The organism is Oceanobacillus saliphilus (assembly GCF_023522835.1).
Taxonomy (GTDB): Bacteria; Bacillota; Bacilli; order Bacillales; family Amphibacillaceae; genus Oceanobacillus; species Oceanobacillus saliphilus.
This window is the reverse complement of record NZ_JALCZU010000010.1, coordinates 40,351-53,826: the sequence shown is the minus strand read 5'-3', so window position 1 is coordinate 53,826 and position 13,476 is coordinate 40,351. Positions and strand designations below refer to the sequence as shown.

General features: G+C 37.5%; 17 protein-coding genes. 7 read left to right on the top strand and 10 right to left on the bottom strand.

Features of this window, described 5'->3' with window-relative positions:
- Nucleotides 1-36: 36 nt before the first annotated feature.
- From MN204_RS15805 to MN204_RS15795, 3 genes are all read right to left on the bottom strand, one after another.
- The gene (locus MN204_RS15805) at nucleotides 37-1,506 is read right to left on the bottom strand and encodes a potassium/proton antiporter (RefSeq protein ID WP_249872057.1); all 1,470 of its coding nucleotides are present in this window, start codon (nucleotides 1,504-1,506) and stop codon (nucleotides 37-39) included.
- Between the two features lie 327 nt (nucleotides 1,507-1,833).
- Complete coding sequence (locus MN204_RS15800; protein WP_249872056.1) at nucleotides 1,834-2,025, bottom strand: hypothetical protein; 192 nt, start codon at nucleotides 2,023-2,025, stop codon at nucleotides 1,834-1,836.
- A 129-nt stretch (nucleotides 2,026-2,154) separates the two neighbouring features.
- Nucleotides 2,155-2,547 (bottom strand): alpha-helical endospore appendage domain-containing protein, encoded by a 393-nt coding sequence (locus MN204_RS15795; protein ID WP_249872055.1) that lies wholly within the window; start codon nucleotides 2,545-2,547, stop codon nucleotides 2,155-2,157.
- Nucleotides 2,548-2,909: 362 nt separating this feature from the next.
- On the opposite strand from MN204_RS15795, the gene MN204_RS15790 reads away from it, so the two are divergent.
- From MN204_RS15790 to MN204_RS15780, 3 genes are read left to right on the top strand one after another with little or no spacing between them, the layout of a single operon-like run.
- Nucleotides 2,910-3,155, top strand: coding sequence for a DUF2642 domain-containing protein (locus tag MN204_RS15790; protein WP_249872054.1), 246 nt, complete (start codon nucleotides 2,910-2,912; stop codon nucleotides 3,153-3,155).
- A gap of 47 nt (nucleotides 3,156-3,202) precedes the next feature.
- Nucleotides 3,203-4,087, top strand: coding sequence for a manganese catalase family protein (locus MN204_RS15785; RefSeq protein ID WP_438804714.1), 885 nt, complete (start codon nucleotides 3,203-3,205; stop codon nucleotides 4,085-4,087).
- Nucleotides 4,088-4,147: 60 nt separating this feature from the next.
- Nucleotides 4,148-4,336 (top strand): hypothetical protein, encoded by a 189-nt coding sequence (locus MN204_RS15780; RefSeq protein ID WP_249872052.1) that lies wholly within the window; start codon nucleotides 4,148-4,150, stop codon nucleotides 4,334-4,336.
- A gap of 244 nt (nucleotides 4,337-4,580) precedes the next feature.
- Here the strand turns inward: MN204_RS15780 and MN204_RS15775 are convergent, their stop codons facing one another.
- The 4 genes from MN204_RS15775 to MN204_RS15760 form a co-directional block, all read right to left on the bottom strand.
- Nucleotides 4,581-4,790 (bottom strand): hypothetical protein, encoded by a 210-nt coding sequence (locus MN204_RS15775; RefSeq protein ID WP_249872051.1) that lies wholly within the window; start codon nucleotides 4,788-4,790, stop codon nucleotides 4,581-4,583.
- Between the two features lie 272 nt (nucleotides 4,791-5,062).
- Complete coding sequence (locus MN204_RS15770; RefSeq protein WP_249872050.1) at nucleotides 5,063-5,518, bottom strand: YndM family protein; 456 nt, start codon at nucleotides 5,516-5,518, stop codon at nucleotides 5,063-5,065.
- Between the two features lie 296 nt (nucleotides 5,519-5,814).
- Nucleotides 5,815-7,284 (bottom strand): sodium:solute symporter family protein, encoded by a 1,470-nt coding sequence (locus tag MN204_RS15765; protein WP_249872049.1) that lies wholly within the window; start codon nucleotides 7,282-7,284, stop codon nucleotides 5,815-5,817.
- Between the two features lie 2 nt (nucleotides 7,285-7,286).
- On the bottom strand, nucleotides 7,287-7,469 hold the full coding sequence (locus tag MN204_RS15760) for a hypothetical protein (RefSeq protein WP_249872048.1): 183 nt from the start codon (nucleotides 7,467-7,469) through the stop codon (nucleotides 7,287-7,289).
- Between the two features lie 626 nt (nucleotides 7,470-8,095).
- On the opposite strand from MN204_RS15760, the gene MN204_RS15755 reads away from it, so the two are divergent.
- Nucleotides 8,096-8,878 carry a glucose 1-dehydrogenase gene (locus tag MN204_RS15755; RefSeq protein WP_249872047.1) on the top strand — a complete coding sequence of 261 codons (783 nt, stop codon included), beginning with the start codon at nucleotides 8,096-8,098 and terminating at the stop codon, nucleotides 8,876-8,878.
- A 466-nt stretch (nucleotides 8,879-9,344) separates the two neighbouring features.
- On the opposite strand, the gene MN204_RS15750 is transcribed toward MN204_RS15755, so the two are convergent.
- On the bottom strand, nucleotides 9,345-9,479 hold the full coding sequence (locus MN204_RS15750; RefSeq protein ID WP_249872046.1) for a BA3454 family stress response protein: 135 nt from the start codon (nucleotides 9,477-9,479) through the stop codon (nucleotides 9,345-9,347).
- Nucleotides 9,480-9,690: 211 nt separating this feature from the next.
- On the opposite strand from MN204_RS15750, the gene MN204_RS15745 reads away from it, so the two are divergent.
- Nucleotides 9,691-10,548: a YtnP family quorum-quenching lactonase gene (locus MN204_RS15745; protein ID WP_249872045.1), complete on the top strand. Its 858-nt coding sequence runs from the start codon at nucleotides 9,691-9,693 to the stop codon at nucleotides 10,546-10,548.
- Between the two features lie 122 nt (nucleotides 10,549-10,670).
- Here the strand turns inward: MN204_RS15745 and MN204_RS15740 are convergent, their stop codons facing one another.
- The gene (locus MN204_RS15740; RefSeq protein ID WP_249872044.1) at nucleotides 10,671-10,985 is read right to left on the bottom strand and encodes a PepSY domain-containing protein; all 315 of its coding nucleotides are present in this window, start codon (nucleotides 10,983-10,985) and stop codon (nucleotides 10,671-10,673) included.
- A 220-nt stretch (nucleotides 10,986-11,205) separates the two neighbouring features.
- On the opposite strand from MN204_RS15740, the gene MN204_RS15735 reads away from it, so the two are divergent.
- Both MN204_RS15735 and MN204_RS15730 read left to right on the top strand, forming a co-directional pair.
- Entirely contained in the window at nucleotides 11,206-12,270 is a 1,065-nt protein-coding gene (locus MN204_RS15735; protein ID WP_249872043.1) for a M42 family metallopeptidase, read from the top strand.
- Between the two features lie 51 nt (nucleotides 12,271-12,321).
- Nucleotides 12,322-12,822, top strand: coding sequence for a DUF84 family protein (locus MN204_RS15730; protein ID WP_249872042.1), 501 nt, complete (start codon nucleotides 12,322-12,324; stop codon nucleotides 12,820-12,822).
- Between the two features lie 97 nt (nucleotides 12,823-12,919).
- Here the strand turns inward: MN204_RS15730 and MN204_RS15725 are convergent, their stop codons facing one another.
- Nucleotides 12,920-13,360, bottom strand: a complete 441-nt coding sequence (locus tag MN204_RS15725; protein WP_249872041.1) for a YtoQ family protein — start codon at nucleotides 13,358-13,360, stop codon at nucleotides 12,920-12,922.
- Nucleotides 13,361-13,476 lie beyond the last annotated feature (116 nt).

Genomic DNA, 13,476 nt, shown 5'->3' with positions numbered 1-13,476 from the left:
ATCTGCAAATAAAGCCCTGTGAAAATTCGCAGGGCTTTATGATTCGTTTAATATTTTTTCAAGCTTGTCAACATCTTCTTTTGGAGCGAGAACATAGAGGAGGTCACCCTCCATTATTTTAATGCTGCCATTTGGGGAGAGTGTTTCCCCGTCACGAAGGATAAACGTAATGTTGGCATTAGCCGGTAATCCAAGATCTTTAATCTTCTCTCCGTCAACTTTAGAATTTTCATCAATAATAATCTCAACGATTTCAAGTGTGTTTTTTCCAACTGACAATAATTCCATATGATTGATTTCGGTGTTCGTCCCTGGTTTGACAAGTCCGAGCCTATTTGCAAACCATGACATTGTCGTACCCTGCAATAGGGTAGAAGTCAAAACGACAAAGAAGACGACATTGAAAAATAACTGACTGTGTTCAAGTCCGGATATCATAGGAAAGAGTGCCAATACAATAGGTACAGCACCTCGGAGGCCAGCCCAAGAAATCAGTAATTTTTCTCGAATCGTATAGTTCATGCCGATCACGGAGATGAATGAGGCAATCGGTCGGGCAACAAACATTAGAATGAATGATAAAAGCAAGGCTCTCCATATAATCTCCCACTGAAACAGATCACTTGGTATAACGAAAAGTCCAAGCGTAATAAACAGCACAATTTGAGCAATCCAGCTGAAACCTTCATTAAATTGGAGAATGGCGTTTCTTTGTTTCAGTCCGGTATTCCCTATGTAAATCGCCGCAGTATACACAGCTAAAAGTCCACTTGCATTGACCAATGAAGCGACGCTATAGGCAAGAAAAGCAAATGCCAGTGCGTGCAGTGGATAAAGCCCACTGGAAATCAATGTTATTCGGTGCAATGCCTTGCTTCCAAACCAACCGATTAGCAATCCAAGTAAGAGTCCTCCACCCATATTCCATATAAAGCTACCGATTAATCCTAAAAGCCCGCTGTTTTGCATCTCTACGAACGATATTAGTGTAACCGTAAGAAAAACTGCCATCGGATCATTCGCACCCGATTCGGCTTCAAGCGTTGCCTCTAGTCGATCATTGATATTTTTCCCTTGAAGCATAGCAAAAACCGCTGCCGCATCCGTTGAACCAACCAGTGCACCCAATAACAACGATTCTGGCCAGCTCAGATTGAAAAAGAACTTGGCTATCACACCTAAAATCAAGGAAGTGATGAGAACTCCAAGTGTTGCCAGTGATATGGAAGGAATTGCTACAGGTTTTATGCGATTCCAATTAGTCTTTATTCCCCCATCAAATAAAATGATAACCAATGCCATCATACCGATCAATTGTGCCAATTCTGCATCATAAAACTCAAATATATTAAAACCATCACTGCCTATAGCCATACCCAATGCAATGAAGAATAATAGGGAAGGGGTATTTACTTTCGATGTAAACTTCGTACCAAGGATGCTTATAATAAGAATGAGTGAAAAAATAAGTATTAAAAAATTTGAATCAATTAGTTCCGGTAACATGTAAAACCTCCGTCCTGACGATGACTTCACGTTTTGTAACTAGTAAGTCTATACCCATAATGTTGAAATATGACACTTACTACTATTGTCATTCCATGTTTGAATGGGCATAAGCATAATCCAGCCGAACTTATTGAGGTAACCCGATGCAGTTTCTGCATCTATTATTGTGGGCTAGTTAAAATGGACAAAAATCTCTTAAGTAGAGTTTTTGTCCATTTCTTTACGGATAAAAAGTATAAAGCTTTGGAAGACTTGTCAGTTAAAAATACTTTATCTTGCATGTTATTTGATTGCTTTTAGAGTTAATATATCTTTCTGAAATAGTTAATCATTCGTAATTGAAAATGGGAATTCTTCCAATAAAAATTCCAAGATAATTTCCTTTTTAATAATGAGTTTGAGAAGTCTGCTAAGCTGATCTGGTGTTACTGAACTTGAACTGGAATCTGCCGAGAGGGCATTTGCTAGAGCCATCTCCATGTTTGCCACTGCATGCAAAAAGTTTTCTTGAGGCAATTTTAGTCGTCCTTTCCTGCGGTTCTACACGATGTTACCTATTTACCATCTGGCTCAGCTCTTATCCTTATTACAATAACATAAGGTCAAGATAATGAATGAGTTTAGTTTGATTGAAGATAGTAAACTCTACTCGCAATGGCAAGTACATTTATGAGGAGGGCACTTTTTACATTTTTTCTTGTGATCTTTACAGGCTTTTATCGTTTCCTCTAATAGAAACTCCATAATGATTTCCTTTTTAATTGCCAATTTTATTATATTCTCTAGTTTTTCAGTAAATTTAATTGCTTCTTTAGGCGAAAAATCAAGTTTTTTCATTAAATGAACCTCTGCATTGATCGCTTGTGCCAATGAATTTTCAACCTCCGCTACAGATGCAATGAACTCGTTTAGACTTTCCTGACAGGATTTCTTGGGAGGGGGTTTTTTGTGTTCTTTTTTATCCTTGTGATGATGTCTATGATCACAATGACTGGGGGATTTGCAATGACATTTTCTGCTGCTTTTGTAGATAACCATTTTTCAATTGCCTCCTTTCTAGTGGCGTATAGTTTATCTTATGCACACTGAAAATTGGCTGTATAAGCAAACTACCTAAAGGTAAAACAACTTTCTCGGTAATAGAAGTGTAGCGTGTTTATAATTTAAAATTTTGCTAAATTATATCAAATTATTTCGTACATTTTGTAAAAAAGTATGTTCTGTTTCAAATCACGATAGTTTATAAATTCGTGGAATAGGACAAACTCATCTGCCAGTATACTGTAGATGGATATGTCTTTTTGGTAGGTGGGAAAGTGTAGAAATTTTCACATCTACAAATGCAACGAAGGCATTCGTTTTTAAGATTAGTCAAGTTTCTAAATAAAGGAGGTACGTTAATGAGTGAACAGCAGGAGCAGGAAAGAAATCTTCCCGGAAGTATGCCGCAAATGATTACCCATGTAGATCCGTATTTATATGAAATGCTGCGTGGCTGTACAGGTGCTTACGTAGTCATTCAAACAATCAAGGATACTGTTCGTGGAGAGCTGGCACATGTTACCCCTGACCATGTAGTTGTTGTTCATAGTGGTTATCGTTTTTATGTTCGTATTCAGCAGATAATCTGGGTGCTTCGCCATTAAGCGGCTTAAGTATACCAAGATTGGAGGGAAGTCATTTGATTGAACGGATGGATAGAATTGCCATCGAATTACCTCGTCCAAAAGAAGCTGATCCCAATGCTGCATCTGCTGTTCAGGAGTTATTGGGTGGAAGATATGGTGAGATGTCTACGCTAAATAATTACATGTACCAATCCTTTAATTTTAAAAATAAGAGGAAGCTTAAACCTTTTTATGACTTAGTAGCAAGTATTACAGCGGAAGAATTTGGGCATGTGGAACTTGTTGCACATACGATTAATATAATGATGGAAGGGAGTACTTTCACGGCAGACCCAAATGTTACTCCTATGCGAAATGCTAAAGATAAGAGGAGCACGTATCATTTTATTGATACGGCACAAAGTTCCAGACCAGGGGATTCTCATGGTAGGCCGTGGACGGGAGATAATGTCTTTAACAGTGGAAATTTGGTAACCGATTTACTTCATAATTATTTTCTGGAAATAGGTGCTAGAACCCATAAAATGCGTGTATATGAAATGACAGATCATCCGACTGCTCGAGAGATGATTGGATACTTACTTGTCAGAGGTGGCACACATATTATCGCCTACGCCAAAGCACTGGAAGTAGCAACAGGTGTTGATATGACAAAAATGCTCCCGGTACCAAACTTGGATAACCGTGTCTTTGATACTGCCCGTAAATATGAAGCGGAAGGAGTTCATACGAGACTGTATACATTCAGTCAAAAGGACTATAGAGATATTAATAAAATATGGAAAGGGGCACACCCGGAAACAGGTGAACAGTTGGAAGTGATTATCGGTTCTCCAAAAGGTGCACCAGTTCCAGATTATGAAGAGATACCAGAAGAATTTGCCCCGGGTGTAACCCATGAAGATTTTATGGAGATTGCTAAACGACTACAGCGTTCAGCAGGATTGTAGTATAAATATTGTGTTAACGGAGGAAAATATAAATAACAACTGAAGAAAGGAACATGAGCCTTGAATTTCTTTTTATCCTATGCAGAAACTGAAAATTTACGTCATATAATAGGCCAACATGATCAAATTGCAAATAGACTCGAGAGTCTTGCGCAAAATTGCGCTGATCGGGATATGCAAGTTAGATTACGGACAGATGCTGAAGCGGCAAAGCTTGCCCAGCAGCAGCTTTTAACATTCTTCAATTAAATACAGAAGGTAGCGCTTGAGAGAAGTAAGTCGAATTATTCCGGATATTGAATGAAAGAGGTTGCCCTGTCTTTTGACGGAGCAATTTCTTTCGTTATTGAGAACCATTTCCTGTTGTTCACTTCACCTTTCACATCAAATCCTCCAATTAAATAATATTTCTTCTTAGGATTCTCTCTGAAAACATCTCTTATAAAAAAGCCTGTATCACAGGATTTCACTGTAATACAGACTTTTTTAGTTATTAGTTATTGCGGTTGTTGTTATTATTATTGTTGTTGTTGTTGTTGTTACGATTTCTGTTGCGGTTGTTATTGTTGTTGTCATTATCGAAGTTATTGTCGATAAATTCGTTCGCAAATTCAACATTATCAACATTATTATTGTTGTTATTATTGTTGTTATTGTTGTTATTGCGATTTCTGTTGCGGTTGTTGTTGTTGTTGTTGTCCATGATTGTACCTCCATGTAGTTTAATTTTGCAAAACCGTTCTTCAAGTGAAGGATTGGCTTTTACACAATCTATTCTGTACTGAATTATGAAAAATACTCATGAAAATTGGTTTTTCCACAAAAAGTTTAAGGATGGTGGTGATCGCGCGTATCGATTTTCTTCATATGCAGCCAGACACAACGTTGAAACTTTTAAAAATACTTTGAAAAAGGGAGTGTTCATAACAATAAAAAGAATAAAAAGGCAGACACCGGAATCGGAGGTGTGACTGCCTATTTCGTATCTTTAGGTGGCATGCCATCATTTTCATTCATTTCAGAGCTGAATTCCGTTTGGTACTTCCGTGGGAAATATGCGATTTTACTTTCCAGATGCTTTTTATATTTGATTTCCTCCTCTTTCAAATATTTGTGGAAAATAGCCTCTCCAATCGTCAGGAGGACAGCAGAGATAAATGCGGCTGTACCTAACGCAATAATAGGCGTTTGGATAATCGTGTTGGCTACGATCCACACAGCTGCCCAAAAAAATACGAAGTCGGCAATGGAGGCGAAAACATTTCCAACTCTTGGCATGATAAACAAATCGCCAAGATAACCCAACAAAGTAACAATAAGACTTGTTGTTATGATATTTCCAAAGGACATATCAAAAAACAACCCAAGTACAATCCATAGTATTGCCGTTGTCATGAGAAATTTAATTGCTAAAGGACCTGTATGTTTCATAAAATTATATCTTCCTTCCATAACGTATATTATTTCATTAGCTTATCCATGTTTTACGGTAACCATTCATTATTTTACAAGATCAAAAGACTTGACGTGGCTGTTTCTGAAAGTGAATCAGCCTCTGTTATAATTTTATACTTTTGTATCTGTTAAAAACGTGGTTGATAAAAAGCGTTTCGGTGACAATCAAGTTGCACTTATGCAAATAAGAAAGGTATATACTTACCTATTTGTCAAAAAAAAAGCCCCTTTGTAAAAAGGGACTACCATAAAATATATAAGCAAATTCAACCTTATTTTGCGTTTTTTAATCCTTCTTTTATAGAGGATAAAAATTCATTTGCTTTAGCTTCCGGTGCGCGTGTAACGAAACTAACACCGATAAAGAGAATTGTTGAAAGGATAATCCCCCACAGACCGGATGCAAGACCCAGCGGTTTCATCTGGAGAAATTCCAATAGTATAACGACGATTCCTGAAATGATGACACTCGATAGGACACCAGCCGCAGTTCCCCGTTTCCAGTAGAACGTCCCTATGATCGCTGGTACGACAACAATAAGGCCGGCTGAAGAAGCTACCGATAGTACTGCAATCAAATTTAATTGCATTTCGGCAAAAAGATAAGCCAATATTGCAATAATCGGAATAACAATTTTACCAATGCGAAGCTGCATCTGATCGGTCGCATTCTTTTTGACATTGCCATATACATCCTTAGCAAAAAGTGAAGACAATGTTAGCAAAATCGAATCAATAGTAGATATAGCTGCAGCCATAATTCCTACCATCACAATTACGCCAAGCAATGGTGGTACGAGATCCGAGGACAATACCAATGGTGTTGCCATATCTGCATTTTCCAAGTCGGGAAACATGATCGAAGCAGAAAATCCCCATATAACCGCAACAAGTGTATAAATGAATCCAAAGACAAGAAAACCCATGAGCATTGTTTTCAAGCTTTTTAATGAAGCCGGCATATATAGACGTTGGCTTACTTGTGGATTAGATATACTGAAAAAGAACCAAGGGATTGTCAATCCTAGAAAAGTCAGGATGTTAAAATAACCGTTTCCAGGTACTGTTAATAATTCAGGCTGGCTCGTTTCTATTTTTTCAAAGAATCCGCCGAGTCCACCAAGACCATTTATGAGTACAATGACTACGATAGTGGAACTGATAATCATAAATATTGACTGTAGAGAATCTGTCCATGCAACAGATCGTATTCCAGCAATATAGGAAAATAATAGTGCAAGTACGGTCGCTAAAATAACACCGGTAGAATATGGAATCGCATTATTGGATACCCCTTGAAGCAAATATCCTACACCTGAGAGCTGTACCGCACTGTAAGGAATGAGGAATAGACAGTTTGTAATAGCTACTGCTACAGCAACCTTTTTATCATCATATCTGTCACCAAGCATTTGCGAAGGTGTCACATATCCATATTTTTTACCTGCGACCCAAAAACGAGGACCGAAAAAGGCAACAAGGGAAACACCCATTAAGTAAATAAGTTCAAATCCGAGAGCACCGACACCACCGTTATAGGTTAATCCAGCAAGGCCCACAAGCATAAAGGCACTGTATGTAGTTGCACTGTAACTAAGCGCAGATACAAATCCTCCTAATTTCCTGTCTCCAAGAAAATAGCTTTCCATATTATTCTGTTTTCCTTTTCTTGAAAGGTATGCAATAAATAGGGCAATGATGACATAGACTGCAATTGCCCACCAAACCAATGTAGTAGCCATAATTATTTACCCCAATTCTTTGTAAGCAGATAGTTTATGATAATCGTTATGATTGCAAGTACAGACCATACGAGGAAGCTTCCATACCATTTTGCTATATTGGTAAAGAGTGTATATGGAAGGATGTATGCTAGCAATATAATGACAAGAATGAGTAACGCCCATTTTAATTCGTTGGTTTTCATAAAAAACACCCCGCAATTTTAAGTTGTACATATCCGTTTATTTTGGCAAGTAAGGCATCTGGTCAAAGGCTTAGGCAGTTGCCAAGTTTTCTAATCTTTAGGAAGGCAATTCATTCTATAAATTTCAAGCAATTGTAGCTTAGATCGAATGATAAGTTGTGAAAAAATTCACAAAAATAATAATATGTCACAACTACTTTTAATTTTCCTCCTTATGTAAAATTTGTATAACAATTATCATAGCAAAATGTTTCAGTCTTTTCTATCATTTTGTACAGAAGATTTACATTTAACTCGACTTTCGAATCAATAAAATCTCCAACCCTCTTTATTCGACCATGGTTTATTTATTTATTTTTCTAAATCAATTTCATAAATGCTCTTTTTAAAAACACAAGACCAGCAGAATTTTAATAATGAATTTACTCATTTTTTTATTAATTCATCTTTTGTGCCTTCCCGATACCTTTTTTCTAGTTGACAAAGACCAATTCATTGCTCTAAAATAAAAGTGTAGTTTGTGAAATACTTCACAATATGTTTCCTGCGTTTATTTTAAGGGAATAACTACATAGGTATAATCACGATAATTCATTTTTTTTAAAACGAAAAAGGGGTGGATTTTAATGGAAAGATTTAATGACAAAGTAGTAATTATTACAGGTGGCGGTGCTGGTTTAGGTCAAGCAGCAGCATTACAAATTGCAAAAGAAGGTGCAAAACTAACGCTTGTTGACTTAAACGAAGAAGGGCTTGAAGAAACAAAACAACAAATTCTTGCTGAAAAACCAGAAGCAGAAGTGTTTATTGTTCCTGCAAACGTGGCAAATGAAGCAGAAGTGAAAAACTATGTTGACAAGACAGTTGAAAAATTTGGACGTATTGACGGATTCTTTAATAATGCCGGTATCGAAGGAAAGCAAAACTTAACAGGTGATTATGAAACAGAAGAATTCCAACGGGTCATTGATATTAACCTAAATGGTGTATTTTATGGAATGAAATATGTATTACAAGTCATGAAGGAACAAGGAAGTGGCTCTATCTGTAATGCAGCTTCTGTTGGTGGTATCCGTGGTGTTGGAAATCAATCAGGTTATTCTGCAAGTAAGCATGGTGTTGTCGGTTTAACAAGAAATTCAGGTATTGAATATGGTCAATTCGGGATTAACATTAATTCAATTGCTCCAGGCGCCATAATGACAGCCATGGTGGAAGGATCTTTACGCCAGATGGCAGGAGAAAATTGGGAGGAAGCCGGCCGTGAATTTGTTAGCGTGAACCCAATGAAACGCTTCGGCAAACCAGAAGAAGTTGCTAAATTAGTAGCGTTTTTACTGTCTGATGATGCAACATTTATTAATGCACAAGTTATTGCGATTGATGGTGGCCAGTCTTATAAATACTAATCATTAGTAAGGATAGTTTCGAGAAAGTTCGTTCTCTTACAAGCCATGGTATGTTATAAAAAGGGACTGTCTAAAAGAGTAGAGTATATACTTTTGGACAGTCCCTTATTTTCTAATAGTCAATCTTGTTTGCTTTTATTTATTGTCTGTTGTTTCTGTACACGGGAAATGACAGGATTCGAATAAATAAGTTAACATTCCTAATCAAATTCAACGTCGGATTGATAAAAAAACTTTTCAGAAGTACAGAAGTCGATATGCTCCATATGCAAGCGTGGCAAGTTTTTATTTATGAGGGAAGTTTCCAACGGCACAATTCCAGAAATGAAAAATTATGCTCCATTATCTGAGGCAGAAAAAAAGAAGCGCACAAAATCCAAAAAGAAAGGCGGATCGAAATGAAAGCAATGCTGAATAAGTGAAGGGTAGAAAAAAAGCAGGTATCATTTCTGATGCCTACTTTTTGTTATTCTTTCCATTGTTGTTCAACTTGCGAAATTGCCAGTTGCATCACTTCTTCTTCAGATGTGTCTCTGCTTGTTATGACGTTAGTACTGTATAACTTCCCATCATAAACAACTGTTAAATCGATTTGAATCAATTACTCCACCTCCTAAAAGTTATTTACCTCCCATGTCAAAGAAGGAAACATGGGGAATTGTATAAATATTACATTAATATTAATATGAATCTGGATATTTGTATAGGTAATTATATGTAATTTTACGAAAATTTAGTACTGGCTTCATATTGAAGTTTGCATAACATTCATTATTTGCTAAACTTGAGAGGGAATGAAAGGGGATGGGAGCATGGAAAAATTGAAAGTTGGGAGAGCAAGCCTGACATGGTTAAATGGTGGCGTTACTCATTTGGATGGCGGGGCAATGTTTGGTGTCGTCCCAAAGCCATTGTGGCAGAATAAATATCCACCTAATGAAAAGAACCAGATAGAATTGCGAACAGATCCAATTCTTCTAGAAATTGATGGGAAAAATTTTTTAATTGATTCTGGAATTGGCAAAGATAAATTAACAGATAAGCAAATAAGGAACTTTGGGGTTCTTGAGCAGTCAAAATTGGAACAGTCATTGAAGGAATTAGGTTTGACGGTTCATGATATTGATGTTGTATTGATGACACACCTTCACTATGACCATGCTTGTGGGTTAACGAAGAAGATTTCAGAGGATACATATGAATCCGTTTTCAAAAATGCCATCATCTATACATCTGAAGTGGAATGGAATGAAATGCGGAATCCGAATATTCGCTCCGTGAATTCATATTGGGAAATGAACTGGAAGCCTATCGTCAATCAGGTTGAGCCTTTTAAAAAGGAAATAAAGATAGCAGATGGATTACGGATGATACATACAAGTGGTCATAGTGATGGCCATTCCATCATCCTTTTTGAAGATGGAGATGAAACATTTATTCATATGGCCGATATTATGCCTACATATGCACACGAGAATAAGCTATGGGTGCTCGCATATGACGACTATCCAATCCGTTCTGTACATGAGAAAGAAAAATGGTTGGACCTCGGATTCCAAAAAGAGGCCTGGTACACGTTTTATCATGATGCCTATTATCGGGCAGTTAGATACAATAAATCCGGTGAGAAGACGAATGAGCTTAAAAGAGAAAGATATGAATATAGTTAAAAAGACTGGCTTAATAGCCAGTCTTTTTAACTGTTGAGCTAACGATTGCTGACAGCCACATTTTTGCGAAACGATTGCATAAGCTCTGTTGGTAACGCGACCATAAATGAAACAATGTAAGCTTATGCAGTTTCCCTTGTTTCAATAATTCCACCTGTTTCAATATCAACATAAAATTCATATTGTTTATTTTCTCCATCGATATTACGGGTAATTCCTCCACGATATGCACTGTAGAGAAGACCGTTTTTCTCAATTTCTTCAGGTTTCATATAAATCCATGAACCAGAGATTGGTCCTTTTCGTCTAAACATTTCTTTCGCGTTATTCAATGCTTTCTCCGGTGATACTTTTTGATAGTGATTGACTTGCTCTCTTGCCAAATATCCTATGGCAACGCCTACTGCAGCGGCAAGGAGTAATTTTCTTCTGCTCAAATGGTCCACCCCTTGAAAAAAGATTATTTGTATTTAGTAGTAGTATACAGGATTATATTTTAAATTGAAAATCATACATGCGTGATAAGTGGAAAGTTTTAGATATTTTCAGTTATACTGAAGAAGATGTTTTAAAGAATGGTAACATCACATATAATCGCATCATCATGCTCTTTTTGAACGAGAATAACTTTTCAGTTACAAAATTGGAGGGAACGAAATGAAACAGGATACACTAAATCTATTTAAGAATCTTACAGAACTTCAAGGTGCACCGGGAAATGAACATCTTGTCCGTTCTTTTATGAAAAATGAATTGGAAAAATATGCTGATGAAATCATACAGGATAATCTTGGAAGTGTATTTGGGGTAAAACATGGAAAAGGTCCGCGAGTTATGGTAGCAGGACACATGGATGAGGTTGGATTTATGGTAACGCAAATCACCGACAATGGGATGCTGCGCTTCCAGACGCTTGGTGGCTGGTGGAATCAGGTTATGCTGGCACAGCGTGTTCAGGTGATGACAGCGAATGGGCCAGTTATTGGTGTGATCGGTTCTATTCCACCGCATCTTTTGACAGATGCGCAACGCAGCAAGCCGATGGAAATCAAAAATATGCTAATTGATATCGGTGCTGATGACCGTGAAGATGCTGAAAAAATTGGAGTGAAACCTGGTGACAGCGTTGTTCCTGTAACACCGTTCGAACCAATGGCAAACAGCAAAAAGATTCTTGCGAAAGCTTGGGATAATCGTTATGGTTGTGGGCTGTCCATTGAATTATTGAAGGAATTGCAAAATGAAACATTACCGAATCAACTGTATTCAGGTGCTACTGTGCAGGAAGAAGTAGGGTTGCGTGGTTCAAAAGTTTCCGCCAATATGATAAAACCGGATATTTTTTATGCACTTGATGCATCCCCTGCAAATGATGCTTCTGGAGATAAAAAGGCATTTGGTCAATTGGGGAAAGGTGCCTTGTTGCGTATTTTTGACCGGACAATGATCACCCATCGCGGGATTCGTGAGTTCGTTCTGGATACGGCAGAATCCAATGATATTCCTTATCAATATTTTGTTTCACAGGGTGGGACAGATGCAGGAAGTGTGCATCTGTCCAATGAAGGCGTCCCGTCTGCAGTGATCGGTATTTGCTCACGCTATATCCATACATCTGCATCGATCATTCATGTGGATGACTATGCGGCAGCAAAAGAATTACTCGTAAAACTTGTTAAGGCAACAGATAAAAATACGGTCGAACAGATTAAAAAATATTAAGTAATATACAGCAGCTGCCTATTGGGGCAGCTGTTTTATGAGGTGAACGTTATGCATATTGTCGTTGGGTCTAAAAATCCGACCAAAATAGAGGCAGTCAAAGACATATTTCCGGAAGCTGAAGTGACATCATTGGAGGTCGAATCCGGTGTTCGTCCACAACCTTTTTCAGATGAAGAAACAAAGCAGGGGGCAATTAACAGAGCGATGGATTGTATGAAATCTGAGGAAAATGCAATTGGCATCGGACTTGAAGGTGGGGTCATGTACGTCGGTCAGCCATTATATTTATGTAATTGGGGAGCACTTGTCACTCCGGATGGCCATATTTTCACTGGGAGTGGAGCAAGAATTGTATTGCCTGCAGAAATTGAAGAAGGGCTTAAAGATGGGAAAGAACTCGGTGACCTGATGGATGGCTATGCGAAGAAACAAGAGGTCCGAAAAAACGAAGGGGCAATTGGAATTTTTACGAATGATCTTGTATCGCGACAGGAAATGTTTTCCCACGTCGTCAAATTGCTTCGTGGACAGTGGGAGTATTGGTATTGATTCCTAAGTTGCACTTTTACAAGTAAAGAAGTTTGTACTTTTTACTTGCAAAAAATAAGCTTGGGACAAACTAATCCCAAGCTTATTTTTTAGCTTCTTATTCAAAAATATATGCTAGAACATCCAAAGCCTGTTCAACGGTTTCAACGGTAACATTCGCTTTATTCGTCAGTTCCTTTAGAGGGTGAACAAGTGATTCTGGTCTTACGATAATGGTTGGTTTATTCATCGTTATCGCAGCACTTGCATCCATTGCGGTGTTCCATTGCTTGTATTTTTCGCCAAACAATGCAATGACAACATCCGATTTATTCATTAATACTTGTGTACGGAAATTATTCACACTTGATGCTGCATCATCTTTATAAACATCTCCTGGCTGTTCCCCTAAAATATCCTCTCCAACTTGATCAGATCTATCATGATTGGTTTGGGGTGCCACAAATTGAAGCGGAAGGTTTTTCTCTTTTGCAATTTGATAAATCTGATCCCGCCAGTTATCGTGGATTTGTCCAGCTAAATAAACCGTTAATTCCATGTAAATCCCTCCAAAATAAAATAATAGTATCCATCTTTAATAGTAAACAATTTTATAAATATTGCAAAGGAATGATACATATTTGACTAGTTCGTTGTTTAAAAAATTACCATTTC